Genomic DNA, 23,536 nt, shown 5'->3' on the forward strand with positions numbered 1-23,536 from the left:
CCCGGCACGGCCGCCGGCAACGCTGCCGGCGGCCTGTCCCCAACACGGACCTATCCATGCTCGACCTGCACGGCTACGGCCCTTCATTAATGAAAGGCGCAGTGGTTACCGCTGAACTGGCGTTGTTGTCGCTGGTGCTTGCGGTAGTCCTCGGACTGATCGGCGCCTCGTCCAAGCTTTCCGGCAATCGCGGCCTGTACGCTGGCGCGACCTTCTACACCACCGTTATCCGCGGCGTACCGGATCTGGTCATGATGCTGCTGCTGTACTACGGCGGCCAGGTCATGGTGAACAGCCTGTCCGACTTTCTCTACTACGAATTCGAAATCGACTGGTTTATCCAGTTCGATCCGTTCATATCCGGTGTGCTTACCATCGGCCTGATCTTCGGCGCCTACATGACCGAAACCTTCCGCGGTGCCTTCCTGGCCGTTGAGAGCGGTCAGATTGAAGCAGGCAAGGCGTACGGCTTCAGCCGCTGGCACACCTTCCGCCGCATCATGTTCCCGCAGATGCTGCGCCACGCCCTGCCCGGTATCGGCAACAACTGGCAGGTGCTGCTCAAGACCACGGCCCTGGTCTCCATCATCGGCCTGACCGACATGGTCCGCATCGCCGAACAGGCCAGCAAGGCCGAACACGCGCCCTTCAAGTTCTTTGTGCCGGTAGCGATCATGTACCTGCTGCTGACGGCCGTGTCCGAACTCTTTATCAAGTGGCTCAATTCCCGGGTCAGCGTCGGTATCGTCAAGGGGGACTGAGCAAATGCCAGAATTCATTACCGAGCTTCTCAACCAGAACCAGGTGTTCACCGCCACCACCATGCTGCATTACTGGGATGGCCTGGTGACTACCGTACAACTGGTTTTCCTGTCGCTGGTCATCGGCCTGGTGCTTTCCGTTCCGCTGGCGGTGATGCGCACAGTGCGTAACCCGTTCGTGTCCGGCCCGGTATGGCTCTACACCTACCTGTTCCGCGGCACGCCGCTGCTGATCCAGCTTTACATCATCTACTACGGCATCGCCCAGATTGAGGGCATCCAGGACACCTTCTGGTGGGTGATCTTCAAGGATCCGTTCTACCCGGCCCTGCTGGCGTTCGTGCTGAACACCGCGGCCTACACCACGGAGATCATCCGCGGCGCCCTGGAAGCCACGCCCTATGGCGAGGTGGAAGCGGCCAAGGCTTACGGCATGTCCTGGATGAAACGCATGCAGCGGATCATCCTGCCCAGCGCCGCCCGCCGTGCCCTGCAGGCCTATTCCAACGAAGTGATCTTCATGCTGCACGCCAGTGCCATCGCCAGCGTGGTGACCATCGTGGACCTGACCGGCGCCGCGCGTGACATCTACTCCCGCTTCTACGCGCCGTTTGATGCCTTCATCGCCGTGGCCCTGATCTACATGGCCCTGACCTTTACCATCGTGTTCTGCTTCCGCCTGCTGGAGAAGCGAATGCTGCGCCACCTCAAGCCGCTGAGTTAAGGGCCTGAGACATGTTTATCCGTACCATCCTGTTTGAGGGCGAGCCGGACTGGCTCGCCCACACCCTGGCCCACGCCAGTGAATCCTCGGCGCCGGCCGAAGTCAAACTGGCCGACGGCACCGTGATCCGACGCCTGGACACCGGCCTGCTGGACCTGATTCCGGCCGACGCCGACGATCGCCGCCTGATCATTTCCGCCGGTGTGCACGGCAACGAAACCGCCCCCATCGAAGTGGTCAACGGACTGCTCAACGAGCTGATCGACGGTCGCTGGACCCTGGGCCGGCGCACCCTGCTGATTCTGGGCAACCCGCCGTCCATGGTCGCCGGCGACCGTTTCGTCGAACACAACATGAACCGCCTGTTCAGCGGCGCCCACGCCAAAGCGGAGTATGCCGGCAGCGATGAGGCGACCCGCGCCGCCCAGTTGGAGCAGGCCTGCCGGGACTTCGCTGGCAACGCCCAGGACGTGGTCCACTACGACCTGCACACAGCCATCCGCCCCTCCCTGCGGGAGAAGTTCGCGCTCTACCCGTTCGTCGCGGGTCGCCAGGTGCCGCAGAGCCAGTGCGACTTCCTGCTGGAAGCGGACGTCCATACGCTGCTGCTGCAACACAAGGCGGGCACGACCTTCTCGTCATTCTCGTCCAGCCACCTGGGCGCGGAGAGTTTCACCATCGAGCTGGGCAAGGTGCGGCCATTCGGTCAGAACGACCTGCTGCGCTTCAAGGGCATCGAAAACGCCCTGCGCCGCCTGATCGCCGACGAGCCAACACCGCCACCCCGCGACTCGGACGAGCTGACCGTGTTCGAAGTGGTCCACGAGATCCTCAACACCGGCGACCGGTTCCGCTTCCACGTGCCGGACGATGTCTCCAACTTCACGCCCTACAAACCGGGCACCGTGATCTGGGAAGACGAAGAGACCCAGCACAAGGTGGGCGACAGGCCGGAGGCCATCGTCTTCCCCAACCGCAACGTACCTGTCGGGCAGCGGGTGGGGCTGCTGGTGCGGGAGAAGGCCTGACGGTCTTCTTCACGAGGCTCACCTTGCCTGCCTGTAGCCGGAGCTTTAGCTTCGGAGCAGGCCGCCGGCCTGCCGTCGTCTTGCGCCGGGGCCTGGACGGCCCCTCCGAAACTGAAGTTTCGGCTACATTTCAGGCCCTGCCTCGCATCCTTCAGGCCGCGTCCGGCGCCATATCCACCACCGGCCCGCGAATCACCTTCACGCACAGCGCCGGCACCACCAGCAGCGTCAGCACCGTTGAAGCCAACAGGCCGGAAATGATCGCCCAAGCCATAGGCGGCCAGAGGGTCGAGCTGGAGAAGGCCAGCGGCAACAGGCCCGCCACCGTGGTCGCCGTGGTCAACAGGATCGGCCGCGTGCGCTGCTCGACCGCCTCGCGCACGGCGTCACGAATATCGGCTCCCGTTTCCAACTGACGATCCATCACATCCAGCAGGACGATGGCGTTGTTCACCACTATCCCCACCAACGCGATCACGCCCAACAGCGACTGGAAACCGAACGGCGACCCGGACAACACCAGCCCCGGGAAAATCCCTACCGTCGCCAACGGCACCGTGAGCAGGATGATTCCGACCCGCTTGAACGAGTTGAACTGCAGCAACAGGAAGAACATCAGCAGCAACACGCCGATGGGCGCGGTGGTCAGGATTGCGTTGTTGGCGTCGCTGGAGCCCTCCGCGTCGCCGCCGTATTCCAGGCGAGCGCCCGGCGGCAACGGATGCTCCGTCAGATAGGCTCCCAGCCCGTCCAGGGCCTGGCTGAAGCTGTAGCCGGTTTCCAGATTGGCCGTCACGGTGTTTACCCGAACGCCGTTACGCAGGTAGCGCGCGGCCGGCTCCCAGGTGGTCCCCACGGTGGCCACGGCAGACAGCGGCACGGCGCGGCCGTCGTTGGTGTAGACGTTGATCGACAGCAGACGCGAGAGCGAGAGGTCCGTGCCGTCCCGGGAACGCAGCACCAGCGGAATGGGATCATCCTCGCGACGGTACTGCTCAGCGACCATACCGAAGCTCTGTCCGTAGAGGCTGCGCGCCACATCGGCACGGGTCACGCCATAACGGGCGGCGATGGCATCGTCCACATTGACGCGCACGCTGGGCACGCCGGGGTCCAGGTCGTGGCGCACGTCCACCGCTCCCGGGGCCCGCCGCAGGCCAGCATAGACCGTCTCCACCGCCTGCGCGCGGATCGCATCGTCCGGGTGGTACAGGCGCACTTCCACCGGCGCTACCCGCGGCGGACCCTGCCCCAGGATGCCCACGGTCAGGTCCGCCTCGGGCAGGGCCTCGGCGGCGTAGTCGCGCACCCAGTGCACCAGGGCCGTGGTCTCCGACAGGTTATGCGTCCTGACCACCAGCCGGCCCCGGTTGGGCGCCTGCGGCGCGCGGCTCAGGTTGTAGTAGAAACTCGGCCCGGTAAAACCGACGAAGCGGTGCACGTTGACCGTTTCCGGGCGTGTACGCAGGGCCCGCTCCAGCTCCGCCGCCACCATGGCGGTGCGCGCCTGGTCGGTGCCCTCCGGCATGTAAAGCTCCACCACCACCCGCGGCCGGTCGGCGTTGGGGAAAAACTGCTGCTTGAGGAACGGCGTCAGCGCGACACTGGCGACGACCATCAACAAACCCAGGCCGACCAGCAGACCGGGCAGCCGGGCGACCAGGCTGCCCAGCCGGCGCGCCAGCCCCGCCAGGGGATCGACGTTTACACGACGCCGCGGCTTGAGAAAACGGGACGCCAGCAGCGGCACTGCGGAAATCGCCAGCAGATAGCTGATGGACAGGGTAAGCATGATCATCACCGGAATGCCCCGGGTGAAATCCGCCGTCCCGCCCTTGGACAGCAGCAGCGGTGCAAACGCCGCCAGCGTGGTGCCGGTGGACGCGCCCAGCGGCCCGGCCAGCGACTTCACCGACTGCACCAGCGCCTCGCGCCGGGCCGCTCCCTGGTCCAGCCGGCTCTGGATGTTCTCGACGATCACGATGGCGTTGTCGATCAGGATCCCCAGTGAGATGACCATGCCGATCACCGCAATCTGGTGCAGGACGCCGCCGCCGAGATCGTAAAGCCCGATGCTGATCAGCGTGACCATGGGCAGGATCGTCGCCACCAGCAGGCCCATACGCAGCCCCATGCCGGTAAACACCACGGCGATGATGATCAGCACGGAAAACAGCAGGCTCCAGGCCAGGTTGTCCAGGCGCGCCTCCACCTTGTCGGGCTGGAAGAACATTTCCTCGATGGTGTAAGGGGCAAAATCGGGCGCGATCTGCGCCAGCCGTTCCCGCACGCGCTGGCCGAAGCGAATGGCGTCGGTGGTGCCCTCTTCCAGGATCAGCGACACCAGCACCACCCGCTCACCGTCTTTCCAGGTTTCCGGCTGGCGCGGTTCTTCCGGCCCGCGCCAGATGTCGGCGGCGGCGGCCAGCGGCACCTGGGAACCGTCCGGCAGGGCGATGGGCGTGGCGCGAATGGCATTGATGTCGGTGAATTCGCTGTTGGGCAACACCGACAGGCGCTGGCCGTCGACCACGAGGAAGCCGCCGGGAATCACCTGATTGCGCTGGGCCAGGGTATCCAGCACCCGCGATGGCGAGATGCCCAGCCGGTACAGCGCCGCGTCGTCCAGGGCCAGGGTGATCTGTTCGTCCACATCACCGTCCACCTCAATGCGGGACACGCCGGGGAGATCCAGCAGGTTGTCCTTCAGGCGTTCGGCCTGCTCCGTCAGCGCCGTGACCGACGGTGAACCGCCCACCGCCAGTACCACCGCCGGTATATCGATCAGGCGGTCGTCCAGCCGCAGTGGCCCCACGCCGTCGGGAAACTCCAGCCGGGCCCGATCCAGCGCCTGACGCACCCGGTCCCAGGCGGCATCCGTATCGTAGAGGGTGTCGTTAAGACGGATATTGACCACCGCCACGCCGGTGCGCGCGGTGCCGGTACTGAAATCCACCTCCTCCACCTGGCGCAGCTCGTCCGCCAGCGGATCAAGCACCAGGCGCTCCACCGTGTCGGCGTTGGCACCCGGATAGGACACGGTCAACAGCCCGGCCCGGTAGGGAAACGACGGATCCTCCTGGCGCGGCATGGTATTGTAGGCGGCGGCCCCCAGCAGGCAAAGCATGACCACCACCATGCCCAACAGGCGCCGGCAGCGCATCAGTTTGCCGATCATGGCAGGACCTCCAGCGCGTCTCCAGGCGTGACCCGGGTCATGCCGGCGTAGACCACGCGATCGCCCCGCTGCAGCCCACCTTCCTCGAGCAGCGCCTGCTCGCCCACGATGCGGCGGACGGCCACGTCCACCCGTTCCGCCGTGGGCCGGTCACCGTCCGCCGCCACACGAAACACGCTGGTGCCCGAAGGCGAGCGCATGACCGACAGCAACGGCACTGACAGGGTCGTCCGGTCCGAAGCCGCAATCCCCACTTCCACCGGCACGCCGGCGTCGAGCGTGTGCTCCGGCAGGTTCACCAGCACCGCATGCAGCTCGCCGCGCAGACCGCTGGGCTGTGCGATTTCCACCACCGTGCCGGTCACCGGCGCCTGCTCCCGCGCCTGCACGGACCAGACCTTGACCGCATCCCCCAGGCGAACCTGGCCCAGCAAGTAAGCCGGCACCCGCACTTCCACTTCCTGCCCGCTGGGCGAGGACAGGCGCGCCACCGGCTGGCCGGCGGAGACGAACTCGCCCGACTCCACGAGCAGCGCCTCGATGCGGCCGCTGAATGGCGCTTTCAGCGTGCTTTCCGCCACCATGCGCTCAGCCTCGGCCAGGGAAGCCCGGGCGGTGGACACGCTGGCCTGCAGCGCATCACGCCGCGCCGCCAGTTGCTCCAGCGCCTGCTCCGACACCACGCCCCGCTCGAACAGGCTTTGCGAGCGACGCCACTCACGCCCGGCTTGGTCGAGCTGGGTCCGCAGCTCCTGCAGGCGGGCCCGGGCGGAATCCCGGGCCGGCTCCAGCCCCGGGTTGTACAGTCGGGCCAGCGTCTGGCCCTCAGCCACCTGCTCCCCCAGCTCCACCGGGCGTTCCCGCAGCGTGCCGCTGACCTGGAACGTCAGGGTGGCGCGCTGACGCGCCTGGACGATGCCTGCAAAGCGCAGCGGTTCACTGCGCTCACCGCCGAGCTGCACTGGTGCGGTACGCACACTGACCGAGGTGTTCATGGCCGCCGGTGCACTGACGGATTCCGAGCAGCCGGAGAGAACGGCCACCAGCCACACAAGACATCCTGAAAGGACAACGGAACGAGCACTTCGGGGAGCGGAGATCATGGCGTTCACCTGCGTTCTGACGCGATCCGGATCATTCGGGCAGCGTCGCCGCCCTTGCATTAGTTCAGTAACTGAACGACTATTTCGACATCATGTCACTCTTTGACACATTGTCAATAACTGGAGCGCACATAAATTCGCGGGATGGCTTGCCAGCCCAGTAAGATGGTCCTCAAGCAATCGGAAAGGTCGGAAGTATGAGCAACCTGCAGGAACGTCGGGAACGGGAAAAACAGCAAAGGCAGTTATCGATTCTCGACGCGGCCGAAACCATGTTCGCGGAGAAAGGCTACGACCGCACCTCGATGGACGACATCGCGCGGACCGCCAGCCTCAGCCGAGCCCTGCTCTACGTCTATTTCAAGGACAAGGCGGCGATCCAGCGGGGCATCATGCTGCGTGCCGCCGAACGCTTGCGGGAACGCTTCCGGGCAGCCCTGGAGACGGGCGTCACCGGGCTGGACAAGATCCAGGCCATCGGCACAGCCTACTACCACTTCTGGCAGGAGGAGCCGGACTACTTTGCGGCGCTGACCAAGGCCACCACCGCCATGCAGGAGGCCGAGACCGAGGAAGCGCAGGTCATGGTCGGTTGCGAGATGGAAACCATGCAGTTGATGGTGCAGGCGCTGGATATGGGCATCGCCGACGGCAGCGTCGATGCGCAACAGGTCAGCGACAGTTTCCAGACCGCCCTCTACCTGCGCGGCGCGCTGCACGGGGTGATCATGATGTGCCAGCAGGAAATGGGCGACGACGGGCCGCTGGCGACCTACCCGGGTGACGCGCTGATCCGGCACACCATGGAGATGCTGCTGCGCTCCATCAAGGCATAGCGTTCAACACGCCGGGGTCAGCAACAAAAAAGGGCGCCGAAGCGCCCTTTTTGGTCCAAGCCACGATTACCGCTGGAAATCGTAGATCGAGCCCAATCCCAGAATCCCGGTCAGTTCATCCAGCGCATGCCGGCTCTCGTCCAGCAGCATGGGATCGGCCAGGTCCGCCTGGGTCAGCTCGCTGCGGTAATGGCCTTCCACCCAGGTGCACAGGCGCTCGTAGAGGGCGTCGTTCATCAGCACACCGTCGTGCATGGCCTTGAGCTCGTCGTCGGTCAGCACGACGCGCAGACGCAGGCACGCCGGCCCGCCGCCGTTGCGCATCGACTGCTTGACGTCAAACACCTCCACCGCGGCGATGGGCCCGCCCTGGGCCACCAGCTTGTCCAGATAGCGGCTCACCGATTCGATCTCACGGCATTCGCCCGGCACCGCCAGCAGCATGGAACCGTCCTGGCGGGTCAGCAGCTGGCTGTTGAACAGGTAGGAGCTGACCGCATCGGCAATCGGCACCTCGTCGGAGCTGACCCGCACCGGCTGCAGCTCGGCGCCCTTCAGGCGAGCCCGCACGTCAGTCAGGACCTGGTCTTCATTGAGGAACGCCATGTCGTGATAGAACAGCACGTTGCCGTTGCCCACCGCGATCACGTCGTTGTGGAACACGCCGGCGTCGATGGCGTGCGGATTCTGCTGGGCAAAGACCGAGTGGGCGTCGCTCAGCCCGTGCAGTCGGGCAATGGCGCGGGACGCCTCCAGGGTCTGGCGCGCCGGGAAGCGCTTGGGCGCCGGCGCGGTCTCATCAAACGCCGACTGCCCGAACACGAACAGCTCCACCCCGGGGTCGCCATAGGCGCCGCACAGGCGGGTGTGGTTGGCCGCACCTTCGTCGCCGAACTGGCTCACCGCCGGCAGGGCCGGATGGTGGGCGAAGTAGGCGTCGTCGGAGAACATGGACTTCAACGCCCTACCGGTCACCTCGTGCTCGATGGAGCGGTGGAACTTGGCGTTCAGGTTGGCCGGGGTGAAATGCACCCGGTGATCCGCGGTATCGGCGCTGGGAGACACCGTCGCCGCGTTGGCCGTCCACATGCAGGAGGCGGAGGAGGCCGCCGCCAGCACCACCGGATTGTCTTTGGCGGCGGCCGCCAGCACGTCCGCGTCGCTGCCGCTGTAACCCAGCTTGCGCAGCGTGGGAATGTGCGGGCGCTCGTGGGGCGGCAGGATGCCCTGCACAAAGCCCCGGTCGGCCAGGGCCTTCATCTTGGCCAGGCCCTGCAGGGCCGCTTCCTTCGGGTTGGAGACCGCGCTGACGTTGGACTTGGAGGCCACATTCCCCCAGGACAGGCCCGCGTAGTTGTGGGTCGGTCCAACCAGACCGTCGAAATTCGCTTCTGTGGCGTGTTGGGTCATGAAAACCTCACCAAAATTCGTCAGGGTGACATTCGGGTATCACCCGGCATGTCTTAATGTAGCTGCTTTCCAGAGAGTCAGACTGAAGACTCCCCCTCCCCTCGCGGGGTGACGGCGGAAAAGCGAAGCGTCGCTTCGCCCGCCGGAACGCCCGGAGCCTCTGGCGAAGGGCCGGGGCTCAGAGCGGAGTCAGGGAGAGGGGGAGACGCCGGTAAGCGCCCATGGCGGCCCCCAAAGGGCGCTCGGCGAGGCTGTCGCCTCGTCCCCCTCTCTCCAAACCTCTCTCCCTCAAGGGGAGAGAGGCTTCAAAGCCTAGACATCTTAAGACGCTCTACAGCATCGGCGACACGTACTCATCGCCTCAGTCGAAGCTCAGGCCCGGCGCCAGGGCGTCCGGCATGGCGCTCTTCTCCGACTCCAGCGAGGCCATCGGCCAGGCGCAGTAGTCCGCCGCGTAGTAGGCGCTGGGGCGATGGTTGCCGCTGGCGCCCACGCCACCGAACGGAGCAGCGCTGCTGGCGCCGGTCAGGGGCCGGTTCCAGTTGACGATGCCGGCGCGGACTTCTTCGGTCAGGCGCTCGTATAGGGAGCGATCGTCGGTGAGGATGCCGGCGGACAGGCCGTAACGGGTGTCGTTGGCGAGCTCCAGGGCCTGGTCGAAATCCCGGTAACGGATCACGGTCAGCAGCGGGCCGAAGAACTCTTCATCCACGCCATCCTTCACGTCGGTCACGTCGATGATGGCCGGGGACAGCAGGGAGGTGTTCTCTTCCAGGCGGCGCATTTCCAGCAGCGACTTGCCGCCTTTCTCGATCAGGTTGGCCTGGGCGTCAAGCAGCGCATCCGCCGCCGCGACCGAGACCACACCACCCATGAACGGCTGCGGATCGGCGTCGAAACGCCCCACCTGGATCTTGCTGGCCACCTCGACGACACGATCGATAAAGCGGTCGCCGGCCTCGCCTTCCGGTACCAGCATGCGGCGGGCGCAGGTGCAGCGCTGACCGGCGGACAGAAACGCAGACTGGATCGCGTGGTGGACGGCGCCGTCCAGGTCGGAAACGTCCTGCACGATCAGCGGGTTGTTGCCGCCCATCTCCAGCGCCAGGATCTTCTCCGGCTGGCCGCCGAACTGCTTGTGCAGCAGGTGGCCGACGTTGGAGCTGCCAGTGAAGAACAGGCCGTCGATGCCCGGATGATTGGCCAGGGCCACGCCGGTGTCTTTCTCACCCTGGACCAGGTTGATCACGCCGTCCGGCAGACCCGCCTTGAGCCACAGGCGCAGGGTCAGTTCGGCCGTGGCCGGGGCGATCTCGCTGGGCTTGAACAGGGCCGTGTTGCCCGCCAGCAGCGCCGGCACCAGGTGACCGTTAGGCAGGTGGCCCGGGAAGTTGTAAGGGCCGAACACCGCCACCACGCCGTGGGGGCGATGGCGCAGGACCGCCTGGCCGCCGGCCACTTCGTTGGCGCTGTAGCCGGTGCGGTCTTCGTAGGCTTTCCTGGAGATGCCGATCTTGCCGATCATGGCGCCCACTTCGGTGCGGGACTCCCACATCGGCTTGCCGGTCTCTTCACCGATGGTGTGGGCCAGCGCTTCCTTGTTGGCTTCCAGCTCCTTGGCGAAGGCTTCGACGATCGCCAGGCGCTCCTCGAACGACTTGCGGCGCCAGGCCGGGAATGCTTTGCGGGCCGCACGTACGGCGGCGTCCACGTCTTCCACGTCGGCGCTCTGCCCCTGCCAGACCGCATCGCCGGTCACCGGCTGGATGGATTCCAGGGCCGGGCCGTGGCCGGTCAGCCATTTGCCGTCGATGAGCAGTTCGCCGGTCAGTTCAATGGTCATATCTCACTCCTGTCATTCTGTGGCGTGCAGTCGCGAACGCCTGCACGGGAATTCGTATTGTCAGCCGTCGGGGTCAGTGATTCTGGGCCGCGCGGGTGCGGTTGCCGTCTTTCAGGGGCGACAGTCGCACCAGATCGCCGGAGGTCACCTGCAGGGCGTCGGCCACTTCCGCCGGCATGCTGACGGTGTCCGGTTTGATGCAGCTCAGCGGCAGCGTGGTGACGCGGAAATCCCGGAACGAGCGGTTGGACACCATGGCGCGTTCCTCGGGCGGCACGTCCAGGTTCACCGGCTGGCGCGTCACCAGCACGTGGCGCTTCATGCTCTCGCGCACGGCGCGGACGTTGTGGATGAACGCTTCCACCACCGGGCCGCCGTCGAAGATGTCCACCAGCCCGTTAAAGTTGAAGCCTTCGGCCTGGAGCATGCGCAACGCCGGCTTGGTGTTGTCGTGCACCTCGCTCAGCACCTCGCGCGCCGCCGGCGGCAGCAGCGGGACGTAGATCGGGTATTTGGGCATCAGCTCGGCGATGAACGACTTGTTGCCCATGCCGGACAGGAAGTCCGCTTCGCTGAAATCCATGTCGAAGAAGCGCCGGCCCAGGGCGTCCCACAGCGGGCTGCGGCCATCGGCGTCGGACACACCGCGCATCTCGGCGAACACCTTGTCGGAGAACAGCTCGCGGAAGTCGGCCATGTACAGGAACCGGCTGCGGGACAGCAGCAGGCCGTTCCCGCCCTGGCGGTGGGTGTCGGACAGCAGCAACGAACAGATCTCGCTGGTGTCGGTCATGTCGTTGGTCAGGTGCAGGGTGGGCGTGCGCACGTGGACACCCAGTTCCCGCGACGCGTTGACCGTAGTGGACAGACGGTAGTTGTACCAGACCTCGTCCAGGCCGACGCGGGCCTCGATGCCGCTGATCCCGACGCACTTCCTCAGCTCAGTGTCTTCCAGGGCAAACAGATACATGCCCGCCTCGGGTTCACAACGCTCGTTGAAAGTCTCTTCGGCGCGGGCAATCTTGCTGGCCAGCAGGTCGCGGTTGGGCGGCAGGGACGTCAGGCCCTTGCCAGCGCCGTGCGCCATCTCCAGCAGGTCTTCCAGGTCGCCCTGGTTGACGGGTCGAATCAAAAGCATTCTACGTCTCCTTTCAGGGCTAGAGGGCGACCAGGGCCAGATCGTCGCCGTCGGACACAGCCAGCACATCGGCCACGGCGGTATTGAGACGCACCACGTCGCCCAGGCCATCGCTGACGTTGGTCAGGGTGCAGCGGAACTGTTCGCTTTCACCATTGGCCACCAGGTAGCGCACGCCCCGGCTGCCCTCGCCCCGCCGGACGTTCTTGGTGCGACGGCTGGTGATGGTGTTGAGCGCATCGGTGCGGGCCTCCAGCACCGGGCCACCATCGAAAATGTCGATGTGCTTGCCGACGCGGAAGCCTTCCCGCTCCAGCAACTGGCAGGTGCGCGCCGCGGCGTCGTGGGGCTGACTGATCGCGGCCTGGGCCGGTTCCGACAGCAGCGTCTCGTAGATCGGGTTGGGCGGCATCAGTTCGGCGATGAAAGTCTTGCTCTTGACGCCGGAGTAGTAGTCGGCGGTGGCAAAATCCATATGGAAGAAATGCCGGCCGAGGCTGTCCCAGAAGGGCGCGTTGCCCTCGTCGGTCTGCACGCCCTGGATCTCCACCACCAGCTCGTCGGTGAAGCGTTCCCGGTGCCGGTCGATGAACAGCAGGCGGGCGCGGGACAGCAGCTCAAACGCCTCGCCGTCGCGCAGGTCCGGGTCGATGGTGAACGAGCACAGCAGGCTTTTGCCGGTCAGCTCGTGGGTCGGGTACAGCACCGACACGCGCTTGGACACATCCAGCTCGTGGGACGCGTGAATCAGCTCGTCGCGGCGGTAGTTGTAAAACGGCTGGCCGTTGCCGGCGCGGGCGTCGATGCCGGCGCTGCCGTGAATGCGACCGGTCTCGGAATCTTCCAGCACAAACAGGAACCGCTCACGGTCCGCCAACGCGGGATCTCCCGCCAGCGACCGCAGGGAATGGTCGATCTTCTCGCTCAGCTTGTCCCGGGACTGGGGCAAGGTGGATACACGGGCACCGTGACCGGTGGCCAGCTTTTCAATGCCGGCCAGGTCTTCGTGTCGTGCGGGTCGGACAATCCACATGGATCCGTTTCTCCTGTGAGTCGTGCGAATCGCGGGCCCGACCAGCGGGCCCGCACAAGCCCGGTGTTAACCGGCCACCTTGGCAACGGCGCGTTCGAAGCGCTCCAGGGCCTCGTCGATGTCAGACTCGGGGATGATCAGCGACGGAGCCAGGCGGACTACGTTGGCTCCAGCCACCAGCACCATCACACCCTCTTCCAGGCCGGCGTTGAGGAATTCCTTGGCCTTGCCCTTCCACTCATCAGTCAGCACACCACCAAGCAGCAGGCCGGCGCCGCGAACCTGCTCGAACACGCCGTACTTCTGGCCGATTTTCTCCATACCTTCGCGCAGGCGTTTGGAACGCGCTTCGACGCCTTTGAGCACTTCCGGCTGGCTGACGATGTCGATCACGCGCTGGGCCACGGCGCAGGCCAGCGGGTTGCCGCCGTAGGTGCTGCCGTGGGTGCCCACGCCCAGGCTCTCGGCGATTTTGGCGGTGGTCAGCATGGCGCCGACCGGGAAGCCACCGCCCAGGGATTTGGCGGTGGACAGGATATCCGGAGTCACGCCGTACATCTGGTAGGCGTAGAGGTGGCCGGTGCGGCCCACGCCGGTCTGCACTTCGTCGAACACCAGCAGGGCGTTGTGCTTGTCGCACAGCTCACGCAGGCCTTCCAGGAACGCCTGCTCGCCCGGCAGAATGCCGCCCTCGCCCTGGATCGGCTCGACCACGATGGCGCAGGTCTTGTCGGAGATCAGGGCCTCGACGCTGGCCAGGTCGTTGAAGTCGGCGTGGTGAATGCCTTGCGGCGCCGGCTCGAAACCTTCCAGGTACTTGGGCTGGCCGCCGACGCTTACGGTAAACAGGGTGCGACCGTGGAAGCTGTTCCTGAAGGAGATGATCTCGTTCTTGTCACCGCCGTGGTGCTGCCAGGCGTAACGGCGCGCCAGCTTGAAGGCCGCTTCGTTGGCTTCGCCGCCGGAGTTGGCGAAGAATACGCGCTCGGCAAAGGTCAGGTCGCACAGGGTCCTGGCCAGGTGGATCGCCGGCTCGTTGGTCATGACGTTGGACAGATGCCAGATCTTCTCGGCCTGGCTGGTCAGGGCGCCCAGCAACCCCGGGTGAGCGTGGCCCAGCGCCGTGACGGCGATACCGCCGGCCAGGTCGATGTACTCCTTGCCTTCCTGATCCCAGACGCGCGAGCCTTCGCCGCGGACCGGGATGATCTTGCCCGGCGCGTAGTTGGGGACCATCACGTCATCAAACATTTCGCGGGTAATGGAAGGTGTTGTCATAGCATCCTCGTTATCGTGTTGTCAGAAACTGCCACGATTCTATGAAGGTGCTGTGGATGTCGCTTTCAGGATTGCGACCCGGACGTTACAGGATTGCGACCTGTGGCGGGTGAGATGGTCGCTCCCGCGTCGACGGCCGGAACGTCAGATTCGGAAGGGCCCCGGGCTATATCGGCAGGCCTTCGGCCTGCTCCGAAACTGACGTTTCGGCTACATCCGCGACGGGTACATTCACGACGGCCACATCCGCCACTCGCTCGCCTCAGACCTCCCGGTCCTCCGACGGCGTCAACCCGAACGCATTGCGGTAGGTGGTGCTGAAGTGCGCCCCCGACGAAAAGCCGCAGGACAGCGCGATCTCGGTCAGGCTCAGGCCGCTGTTGCGCACCAGTTCGCGGGCACGGTCCAGTCGCAGCTTGAGGTAGTAGCGTGAGGGAACGGTATCGAGATGCTTGCGGAACAGTCGCTCGAGCTGCCGCCGGGACAGGTTCACGTGGCCGGCGATGTCGTCCCCGGACAGGGGTTCCTCGATGTTGGCGAACATCAGGTCCACCGCCTCCGCCAGCGCCGGCTGTTCCTGGCGGGTCGCCTGGTCGAGTTCGGTTCCGCCGCCCAGATCCGGTTCCCCCACCCGCTCGCGGACGAACCACTGGGCCAGGGCCTCGGCCACGTCGCGCCCCAGCTCGCGGCCGATGGTCCAGATCATCAGGTCCTGGGCGGCGGTGGCGCCGCGACAGGTAACGCGGTTGCGGTCAACGCAGAAAACGTCATCGCTCTGGCGGATACCGGCGTAACGACGGCGACGCTCCGCCGCCGGCAGACCGTGCAGGGCGGCGCGGTAGCCATCGAGCAACCCCGCCTCCGCCAGCACCAGACTGCCGCTGGCGAGACCGCCGATCAGTTTCAGGGCGGGTGCGCGGGCCCGCAGCTGGTCCGGCAAACTGTCCTGCAGCGAACGGGGCGGGGCGTGACCGCCGATCACCAACAACCAGTGCAGCGGTGTGTCGTCATCCTGCAGTGCGGTTTGCGGCAGGGGCAGGCCAGCGCCGAGCGCGCCACCTACGCCGAAGTGATGGATGGCAAAGCAGGTTTCGCCCAGCAGACGATTGGCCGCCAGCAAAGGTTCGACCGCTGCGGCGTAGGTCAGCGCGGAGGCGCCGGGCAGCAGCAGCAAACCGACATTCAGTGACAAGTGATACCCCTCAAACAGCCCGGTGCCCCGGCGTGGATTCGTTCAGGCGTCGGCGTCCGGCATCAGCACATCGGGCGACCCGACCGCCGGCAGCTCGATGATCCGTCGCTTGTGGCCATCGCGCGCCATCAGCGCCTTCACCACCAGTTTATAGGAATCCAGGTCAAAGGTGACACTCCCGGACGACAGGGACAGATCCGCCAGTTCGGCTTCGTCGTGGACCGTCGCCACGTGCATCCAGTTGTAGATGATGAGAATGTCGGTGCGGTCGCGCTCCCGGTTGTACTCAACCACCCCCACCGGCCCTGGCCAGGGCCAGGTGGTCAGGCGCAGGCCGTGGAAGCCGATCTGCATGCGCAGGTTGTAGCGGGTGACGTCTTCCTCGCCCTCGCAGGCACCCTGGCAACGCCCAAGGGTGCGCTGAAAGCAGGGGCCGTCGTTGTCGGGCTCCAGCCCCAGCAGCCGGTTACAAAGCTCATTCTTGGCAGCGATGCCCTGCAGGGCCCGCTGGGCGTCCTTCACGCTGCGGAACAGCCCGAAGTAATCCCCCAGCCGGTGCGGCCCAATTTCACGCACCAGTCGCGCCTGCAGGTAGCCGGAATCGCTCTCGGTCAGCTCGATGCTGACCAGCGTCTTGGCCGCCCGCGAGCGCCGGTTGTAGAGCGGGCTGAGGGTCTTGATCTGGCGCAGTTCCAGAAGCATTGCGCCCAGCTCGCCGGCGGTCTCTGTCCAGTCCACATGGCGCAGGCTCTGGGACATACGTACCCCGCGGTGGGAGTTGTGGTCGCCGGAAAAATGCGAAGCCACCCGCTGCAGGATGTTGGTGCTCTTGCCCACATACAGCAGTACATCGTTCTCACCGTAGAACCGGTACACCCCAGGCGCCTGCGGCAAGGTATCGAGGATGTCTGTGGGCAGGTGCGAGGGCACGCTCGGTCGGCGCAGCAAATGACGCACCGCCGCTTCGACCGCCTCTCCGCCCTTGTCCGTCAGCGTCGTTTCGAAGAACGCCAGCATGGCTTCCACATCCCCCATGGCACGGTGACGCTGCACGGTGGGCAGGCCGTGCCGGGCAATCAGCGTGTCCATGTTGTGGCGCCGATGCTGCGGGTACAGACGCCGCGACAGCTTCACCGTACACAGCACCCGCGCCGAGAACGCCTGCCCCAGCCGGCGGAATTCCGCCTTGATGAAGCCATAGTCGAAGCGCGCGTTGTGGGCCACGAACACGCAGCCGTCCAGTTTGTCGCGCAGGGTGTCGGCGATGTCCGCGAACAGCGGTGCGTCCGCAACCATCTCGTTGCTGATGCCGGTGAACCGCTCGATGAACGGGGAGATGCGGGTCTGGGGGTTGAGCAGGGTCTGCCACTCGTCGATGACCTCGCCATCGTGCCAGAAGCGAATACCGATCTCGGTGATGCGATCCGCCGCGGAATTGCCGCCAGTGGTTTCCAGATCGATGAACGCCAGCGTCGCAGAATCGAGAAAAGCCGCAGTCTCAGTCATGTTTATCCTCTACGTGAATAAATCGCCACTGGACCGCGATTCCAAAGGGAATTTGAAGATTAGACCTTAGTATAATTTTTGATCAATTTACTTTGTATTGTCACATTACCGTAACTAGGTTGAATTTGACGCAACACAACAATAACGCACGGAGAACACCAGGATGAACCGCAACAAAATAACAATCGCAGTTCAGGCTACAACCTCTGCCTTTATCCTCGGCTTGGCCGGTCAGGCCAGCGCCATCGAGCTCAACCCCGGCTCAATCGAAGCCGAGCTCTACGGTTACGCCCGCCTCAACGCCGTCTATGACATTGACGAAGACATCGGTATTTCCACCCAGGCCGGTTCCTTCGACGAAGTGAATACCGGGGCGGCGGAAGACGATGAAGTGACCGGTCACTTCGACGCCGACGCGGTCCAGAGCCGCTTGGGTGTCAAGGTCATGACCGAACAGGGCCTGCAAGTCGTCGTGGAAGGCGACTTCCGCGGCAACGGCGGCGGCGACCTGCGACTGCGTCATGCCTATGGCGAATATATGGGCGTCCTGCTGGGCCAGACCTGGTCCAACTTCAACAGTTTCGTCGGCAACACCTCGGTGCTCGATTTCGACGCCCTGGCCGGGAACGCCGGTCTTCAGGGTCGCGTGGCCCAGGGCCGGTACACCTCCGGGCCCTTGTCGGTGTCGCTGGAGGAAAATATCAGCTCCGTCTACTCCGTTGGTGGTGTGGACGATAAGCACAGCCTGCCCACGTTGACCGCCCGCTTCGAGAGTGCCTCCGGACCACTGTCGTTCTCGGCCGCCGCCCTGGCGCAGCAGGTCGAGTACGACACAGGCACCGAAGACGACAGCGCCGTCGGTTTTGCGGTTTTCGGCGCGGCCAAGTTCGCGCTGACCGACACGATCAGCCTGCAGGGGGCGCTGGTCTACAGCGACGGCGGTAACGCCTACCTGTATCGCTCCGGCGACAACTTTGCCGCCGAGGACGCCTACGTCGACGCCAACGGCGATCTGGAAACCATCAGCGGCTACGGCGGCACAGTCGGTGTGGGCGTGGATGTCGGCCCCGGTTCCATTAACGCCGGCTACGGCTTTGCCACCAACGACTGGGACGATGCCGAGGACGATCTTGGAACGGCCAACGTCGGCGAGAAACACGAAACCAACAGCAACGCGATGATCAACTACCAGTGGAGCCCGGTGGAAAACGTCACCATGGGCGTGGAATACGCCTACTTCATGGTGGACAAAGTAAACGGCGATGACGGCGACGCCAGCCGCATCCTGTTTGCCAGCCAGTACAACTTCTGACGAAGCGCGCCACAAAAAAGCCCCGGTCGCCATGGCCGGGGCTTTTTTGTGGCACCGCGATCGCTCACCGGGCACCGGTTTGGCGCAGCACACCCCGTGCACCTGGCCCGATCTGACAAACCCGATCTTCGAACCGACTGATTTCCCGCCTGCCCCTGCCCATGGCACGCCCTATGCTGCGTTTCCCTTACCGGGCATGACCCGGTCCATTTCGAAGACGAGGGTTTGACCATGAAACGGACTGACGACCAAAGCGTTCTGTTTGAACTGACCCACCCGTTCGAGGCCGCCGTAATGGACGACCTGCACGATTATTTCGACTGGATGTACTTTGCCAACTAGTGTTCCGTCTGGTGTAGCCGGAGCTTTAGCTTCGGTGGGCCCGACGGGCCCCGACAGAAATCGAGAGTGATCTTGCGGGGAGCCTTACGGCTCCTCCGACGCTCAAGCTTCGGCTACATTGAACAGCCCGACTACCCAATACGAAAAAGCGGGCCGAAGCCCGCTTTTCCTGGATCGCCTTCACCTCAGAGCAGTAACCGTCGAACGTCCCCCAGCACCTGCCCCAGCAACGTCGTGAAGCGTGCGGCATCGGCGCCATTTACAGCCCGGTGGTCATAGGACAGGGACAGCGGCATCATCAGCCGGGGCTGGAAAGCGCCACCGTCCCACACCGGTTGCATGGACGCCCTGGACACACCGAGAATCGCCACTTCCGGCGTGCTGACAATGGGCGTGAACGCCGTACCGCCAATACCGCCCAGGCTGGTGATGGAGAAGCACCCGCCCTGCATCTCGTTGGGCTTGAGCTTCTTGTCCCGCGCCTTGGCCGCCATTTCGGAGGCTTCCTCCGCCAGCTCCCAGAGTCCTTTCTTATCCACATCCCGGATCACCGGCACCATCAGCCCGTTGGGCGTGTCCACCGCAATGCCGATGTGGATGTAGCGTTTGCGGATCACCTCCCGGCGCTCCATATCCAGCGACACGTTGAACTGCGGCAGTTCCAGCAGCGCATGGGCACTGGCCTTGAGCAGGAACGCCAGGGGCGTCATCTTCACGCCGCGTTTTTCGCCCTCCGCTTTGAGGCTCTTGCGGAAGGCCTCCATGTCGGTGATGTCCGCCGCGTCGTGCTGGGTCACATGAGGCACGTTGAGCCAGTTGCGCTGCATGTTGTTGGCAGTGGCCACCTGGATGCGCGACATGCTCTCGCGCTCGATGTCGCCGAACTGGCTGAAATCCGGCAGTTTGACGCCGGGGATGCCGGCGCCGCCCGCAGCGGCCGGAGCGCTCCCTTCCTGGGTTTTCTGCAGCTCGCCTTTGACGTAGGCCTGGACGTCGTCCTTGAGGATGCGGCTCTTGGGCCCGCTGCCCCGGATGCGCGCCATGTCCACGCCGAGTTCCCGCGCCAGCTTGCGCACGGCGGGGCCGGCGTGCACCTTGCCGGAGGTTTTTGGTTCGTCAGAGACTGACTCCGCGGCCGGGGATGCTTGCTCCCCTTCCGCCCGGGACGGCTTGTTCTCCTCCGCAGCCGGGGCTTCGTCAGCCCCCTTGTCCGCCGCCTCACCGTCACCGGCGACGGTCATTTCCAGCAGGTTGTCGCCTTCGGAAAGCTTGTCGCCCTCGCTGACCAGAACCTTGTCCACCTTGCCCGCATAGGGCGACGGGATCTCGAACGTTGCCTTATCCGACTCCACCGTCACCAGAGGATCTTCCTCAGCCACTTCATCACCGGCGCTGACGTTGATTTCCAGAACCGGCACACCTTCGGCGCCATCCATGTTGGGCACCTTGACGGTTTCCTTGCGTGAACCGCCGGAGGCTTTCTTCTGCGGTTTGGGCGCGCTTTCCGGCGAGGATTCCGCCGATGCCTCGCTGGCCTTTGCTGACGCTTCTTTCTCCTCGCCGTCGCTCTCACCGCCGCTGACCGTCATCTCCAGCAGCTTGTCGCCGGCGGAGAGTTTATCCCCCTCCTTGACCAGCAGCTTGCCCACCTTGCCGGCGAAGGGTGACGGAATTTCGAAGGTGGCCTTGTCGGACTCCACCGTTACCAGCGGATCATCCTCGGCCACGTCGTCCCCTTCTTTCACGTTGATCTCGAGGACAGGCACGTCTTCCGCCCCGTCCAGATCAGGAACGGTGACCGTCTCCGTGCGCGAGCCGCCGGCAGTCGATGCTGCCGGTTTGGCGGGCTTGTCGTCCGCTTTGTCCTCAGTGGTGTCCTCAGAGGCGTCCTCAGACGGTTCGTCCGGCGTGTCGTCATCAGACGTTTCATCGGCCGCCGCGCCGTCGGCGTCGATCAGCCCAACCACGTCGCCTTCCTTGACCGAATCCCCCACGGACACGGTAATTTTGGTGATCTTGCCGGCCATTGGCGACGGCAGGTCCACCGACGCCTTGTCGGACTCCACGGTCAGGATCGGGTCCTCCTCCTCGACCGTATCCCCCGCGCTGACAGCGATTTCGATGATTTCCACCTCATCCGCGCCGCCAAGATCGGGTACCTTGATCTCCTGCTCACTCATGGCGGTCTCCTCAGCTCTTCACCGGATTCGGCTTGTTGCGGTCGATGTTGTACTTGCGCATCGCCTCCAGCACCTGTTTCTGTTCCATCTCGCCATCCGCGGCCAGGGCCCGGAGCGCCGCCACCACCACATGGTAGCGATCCACTTCGAAGAAGCTGCGCAGACGCTCTCGGGTGTCGCTGCGGCCAAACCCGTCGGTCCCCAGGACCTCATAGTGCTTGGGCACCCAGGCGCGAACCTGGTCGGCGTAGAGTTTCATGTAGTCGGTGGACGCCACCACCGGCCCGATCTGCTTCTGCAGGCACTGGGTCACGTATGGCTGCTTGGGCTTGTCGTCCGGGTGCAGCTTGTTCCAGCGGTCCACGTGCTGGCCGTCCCGGGCCAGTTCGTTGAAGCTGGTGACGCTCCAGATGTCGCTGGCCACGCCGTAGTCGTCCCGGAGCAGCTCGGCCGCCGCGCGAACCTCGTTGAGGATGGTACCGGCGCCGAGCAGTTGAACCCGCGGCTTCTTCTTGCGGCCCTTGGTATCCACCGTGCCGAACTTGTACATCCCCTTGATGATGCCGTCCTCGGCGCCCTTGGGCATGGCTGGCTGCTCGTAGTTCTCGTTCATCATGGTGACGTAGTAGAAGACGTTCTCGTTGTCTTCGTACATGCGCCGCATGCCGTCCTGCACCACCACGGCCATCTCGTAGGCGTAGGCCGGATCGTACGCCACGCAGTTGGGAATGGTCTGGGCCAGGATCAGGCTATGACCGTCCTGGTGCTGCAGGCCCTCGCCGTTGAGCGTGGTGCGCCCGGCGGTGCCACCCACCAGGAAGCCCCGCGCCTGGATGTCGCCGGACGCCCAGGCCAGGTCACCGACCCGCTGGAAGCCGAACATGGAGTAGAAACAGTAGAACGGGATCAGCGGGAAATCGTTGGTGCTGTAGGACGTGGCGCAGGCCATCCAGGCGGCCATGGAACCATCCTCGTTGATGCCCTCTTCCAGGATCTGGCCCTTCTTGTCCTCCTTGTAGTACATGATCTGGTCGCGGTCCTGGGGCGTGTATTTCTGCCCCTCCGAGGTGTAGATCCCCAGTTGCCGGAACATACCTTCCATGCCGAAGGTGCGCGCCTCGTCCGGCACGATCGGTACCACCCGTTTGCCCACGCGCTTGTCCTTGGTGAGGGACGTGAGCAGCCTGACGAACGCCATGGTGGTGGAGATCTTGCGGTCGCCGGAGCCCTCCAGCAGATTCTTGAAGATATCCAGCCCGGGCACTTTCAGCGGCTGACTGTCCTTGCGGCGCTTGGGCAGGAAGCCGCCCAGCTCCTGCCGGCGTTTCTTCATGTAGACCATTTCCGGGCTGTCCGGAGCCGGCCGGTAGTAGGGCACCTTTTCCAGCTCCTCGTCTTTCAATGGCACCGCAAAACGGTCACGGAAGCGCTTGAGCTGGTCGATGTCCAGCTTCTTCAGGGAGTGGGTGGTGTTCTGGGCTTCACCGGCGTCTCCGAAGCCGTAGCCCTTGATGGTGTGGGCCAGGATCACCGTGGGCTGCCCCTTATGGTGCACAGCATTGTGGTAGGCCGCGTAGACCTTGTAGGGATCGTGCCCGCCACGGTTGAGCTTGTTGATGTCGTCGTCGGTCAGGTGCTCGACCATCTTGGCCAGTTCCGGGTAGCGGCCGAAGAAATTCTTGCGGGTGTAGGCCGGGCCGTTGCTCTTGTAGTTCTGCAGGTCGCCGTCGCAGGATTCATCCATGGCGCGCTGCATCAGGCCGTCCTGATCCTGGTCGAACAGTGGGTCCCACATGCGCCCCCAGACCACCTTGAGCACGTTCCAGTTGGCGCCGCGGAAGACGCCTTCCAGTTCCTGGATGATCTTGCCGTTGCCTCGCACCGGGCCATCGAGACGCTGCAGGTTGCAGTTGACCACGAAAATGAGGTTGTCCAGTTTCTCGCGCCCGGCCATGGAGATCGAGCCCAGGGTTTCCGGCTCATCGCATTCGCCATCGCCGACGAAGCACCACACGTGACGATCGCCCATATCCACCAGCTCGCGGCTGTGCAGGTACTTCATCACATGGGCCTGGTAGATCGCCTGGATCGGCCCCAGCCCCATGGACACGGTGGGGAACTGCCAGTAATCCGGCATCAGCCAGGGGTGCGGGTAGGACGACAGGCCGTTGCCGTCGACTTCCTCGCGGTACTTGTCCAGATGCTCTTCCTCCAGGCGCCCTTCCAGGTAGGAACGGGCGTAGATACCAGGCGCCGAGTGCCCCTGGAAATAGACCAGATCCGATTCCTGTTTCTCGTTACCGGCATTGAAGAAGTAGTTGAAGCCCACGTCGTAGAGGGTCGCCGCCGACGAGAAGCTGGAGATGTGACCGCCCAGCTCCCCCGGGCGCTGGTTGGCCCGCAGTACCATGGCCATGGCATTCCAGCGGATCAGCGAACGGATGCGGCGTTCCATGAACAGGTCACCGGGCATCCGGGCTTCCTGCTTCAGCGGAATGGTGTTGCGGAACGGCGTGGTGATGGAATATGGCAACTGGGTGCCTTCGCGGCTGGCGCGCTCGGACAGGCGTTCCAGGATGAACTTGGCGCGATCGATCCCCTCGTTGTCGATCAGGGAATCCAGAGCCTCCATCCACTCCTGGGTTTCGATAGGATCTTCGTCCTGATACATC

General features: G+C 64.6%; 16 protein-coding genes. 5 read left to right on the plus strand and 11 right to left on the minus strand.

Annotated features, from left to right (window positions below; genetic code table 11):
• The first annotated feature begins 56 nt into the window (after positions 1–56).
• Genes GQB00_RS09010 through astE form a run of 3 tightly spaced genes read left to right on the plus strand, consistent with a single transcriptional unit; the run spans position 57 to position 2,513 of the window.
• The gene (locus tag GQB00_RS09010) at positions 57–761 is read left to right on the plus strand and encodes an ABC transporter permease (protein ID WP_111494456.1); all 705 of its coding nucleotides are present in this window, start codon (positions 57–59) and stop codon (positions 759–761) included.
• Between the two features lie 4 nt (positions 762–765).
• Positions 766–1,485, plus strand: a complete 720-nt coding sequence (locus GQB00_RS09015) for an ABC transporter permease (protein WP_165855972.1) — start codon at positions 766–768, stop codon at positions 1,483–1,485.
• Between the two features lie 11 nt (positions 1,486–1,496).
• Complete coding sequence (astE, locus tag GQB00_RS09020) at positions 1,497–2,513, plus strand: succinylglutamate desuccinylase (RefSeq protein ID WP_165855973.1); 1,017 nt, start codon at positions 1,497–1,499, stop codon at positions 2,511–2,513.
• A gap of 151 nt (positions 2,514–2,664) precedes the next feature.
• On the opposite strand, the gene GQB00_RS09025 is transcribed toward astE, so the two are convergent.
• Both GQB00_RS09025 and GQB00_RS09030 read right to left on the minus strand, forming a co-directional pair.
• Positions 2,665–5,691, minus strand: coding sequence for an efflux RND transporter permease subunit (locus GQB00_RS09025; RefSeq protein ID WP_165855974.1), 3,027 nt, complete (start codon positions 5,689–5,691; stop codon positions 2,665–2,667).
• Positions 5,688–6,743 carry an efflux RND transporter periplasmic adaptor subunit gene (locus GQB00_RS09030; RefSeq protein WP_323127262.1) on the minus strand — a complete coding sequence of 352 codons (1,056 nt, stop codon included), beginning with the start codon at positions 6,741–6,743 and terminating at the stop codon, positions 5,688–5,690. Before GQB00_RS09030 ends, GQB00_RS09025 begins: the two co-directional genes overlap by 4 nt.
• A gap of 248 nt (positions 6,744–6,991) precedes the next feature.
• On the opposite strand from GQB00_RS09030, the gene GQB00_RS09035 reads away from it, so the two are divergent.
• Positions 6,992–7,630 (plus strand): TetR/AcrR family transcriptional regulator, encoded by a 639-nt coding sequence (locus tag GQB00_RS09035; protein WP_165855976.1) that lies wholly within the window; start codon positions 6,992–6,994, stop codon positions 7,628–7,630.
• Positions 7,631–7,696: 66 nt separating this feature from the next.
• Here the strand turns inward: GQB00_RS09035 and astB are convergent, their stop codons facing one another.
• The 7 genes from astB to GQB00_RS09070 all read right to left on the minus strand — a co-directional run bounded on the left by astB (position 7,697) and on the right by GQB00_RS09070 (position 17,030).
• Positions 7,697–9,040: an N-succinylarginine dihydrolase gene (astB, locus tag GQB00_RS09040; protein ID WP_165855977.1), complete on the minus strand. Its 1,344-nt coding sequence runs from the start codon at positions 9,038–9,040 to the stop codon at positions 7,697–7,699.
• Positions 9,041–9,401: 361 nt separating this feature from the next.
• Positions 9,402–10,883 carry a succinylglutamate-semialdehyde dehydrogenase gene (gene astD, locus GQB00_RS09045; protein ID WP_165855978.1) on the minus strand — a complete coding sequence of 494 codons (1,482 nt, stop codon included), beginning with the start codon at positions 10,881–10,883 and terminating at the stop codon, positions 9,402–9,404.
• Between the two features lie 73 nt (positions 10,884–10,956).
• Complete coding sequence (astA, locus tag GQB00_RS09050) at positions 10,957–12,021, minus strand: arginine N-succinyltransferase (RefSeq protein ID WP_165855979.1); 1,065 nt, start codon at positions 12,019–12,021, stop codon at positions 10,957–10,959.
• Positions 12,022–12,040: 19 nt separating this feature from the next.
• The gene (locus GQB00_RS09055) at positions 12,041–13,054 is read right to left on the minus strand and encodes an arginine N-succinyltransferase (RefSeq protein ID WP_111494438.1); all 1,014 of its coding nucleotides are present in this window, start codon (positions 13,052–13,054) and stop codon (positions 12,041–12,043) included.
• Positions 13,055–13,120: 66 nt separating this feature from the next.
• Positions 13,121–14,332 (minus strand): aspartate aminotransferase family protein, encoded by a 1,212-nt coding sequence (locus GQB00_RS09060; RefSeq protein WP_111494436.1) that lies wholly within the window; start codon positions 14,330–14,332, stop codon positions 13,121–13,123.
• 262 nt (positions 14,333–14,594) lie between these two features.
• Complete coding sequence (locus tag GQB00_RS09065; protein WP_165855980.1) at positions 14,595–15,524, minus strand: GlxA family transcriptional regulator; 930 nt, start codon at positions 15,522–15,524, stop codon at positions 14,595–14,597.
• Positions 15,525–15,566: 42 nt separating this feature from the next.
• Entirely contained in the window at positions 15,567–17,030 is a 1,464-nt protein-coding gene (locus GQB00_RS09070; protein WP_165855981.1) for an exonuclease domain-containing protein, read from the minus strand.
• A 163-nt stretch (positions 17,031–17,193) separates the two neighbouring features.
• On the opposite strand from GQB00_RS09070, the gene GQB00_RS09075 reads away from it, so the two are divergent.
• Positions 17,194–18,342, plus strand: coding sequence for a DcaP family trimeric outer membrane transporter (locus GQB00_RS09075; RefSeq protein WP_111494429.1), 1,149 nt, complete (start codon positions 17,194–17,196; stop codon positions 18,340–18,342).
• Positions 18,343–18,869: 527 nt separating this feature from the next.
• On the opposite strand, the gene aceF is transcribed toward GQB00_RS09075, so the two are convergent.
• Together aceF and aceE are read right to left on the minus strand one after the other, a co-directional pair.
• Positions 18,870–20,864, minus strand: coding sequence for a dihydrolipoyllysine-residue acetyltransferase (gene aceF, locus GQB00_RS09080; RefSeq protein ID WP_165855982.1), 1,995 nt, complete (start codon positions 20,862–20,864; stop codon positions 18,870–18,872).
• A 10-nt stretch (positions 20,865–20,874) separates the two neighbouring features.
• Entirely contained in the window at positions 20,875–23,535 is a 2,661-nt protein-coding gene (gene aceE, locus GQB00_RS09085; protein ID WP_165855983.1) for a pyruvate dehydrogenase (acetyl-transferring), homodimeric type, read from the minus strand.
• Position 23,536: the final 1 nt, after the last annotated feature.

Source organism: Marinobacter sp. JSM 1782161 (assembly GCF_011421605.1).
GTDB classification, from domain to species: Bacteria; Pseudomonadota; Gammaproteobacteria; order Pseudomonadales; family Oleiphilaceae; genus Marinobacter_A; species Marinobacter_A bohaiensis.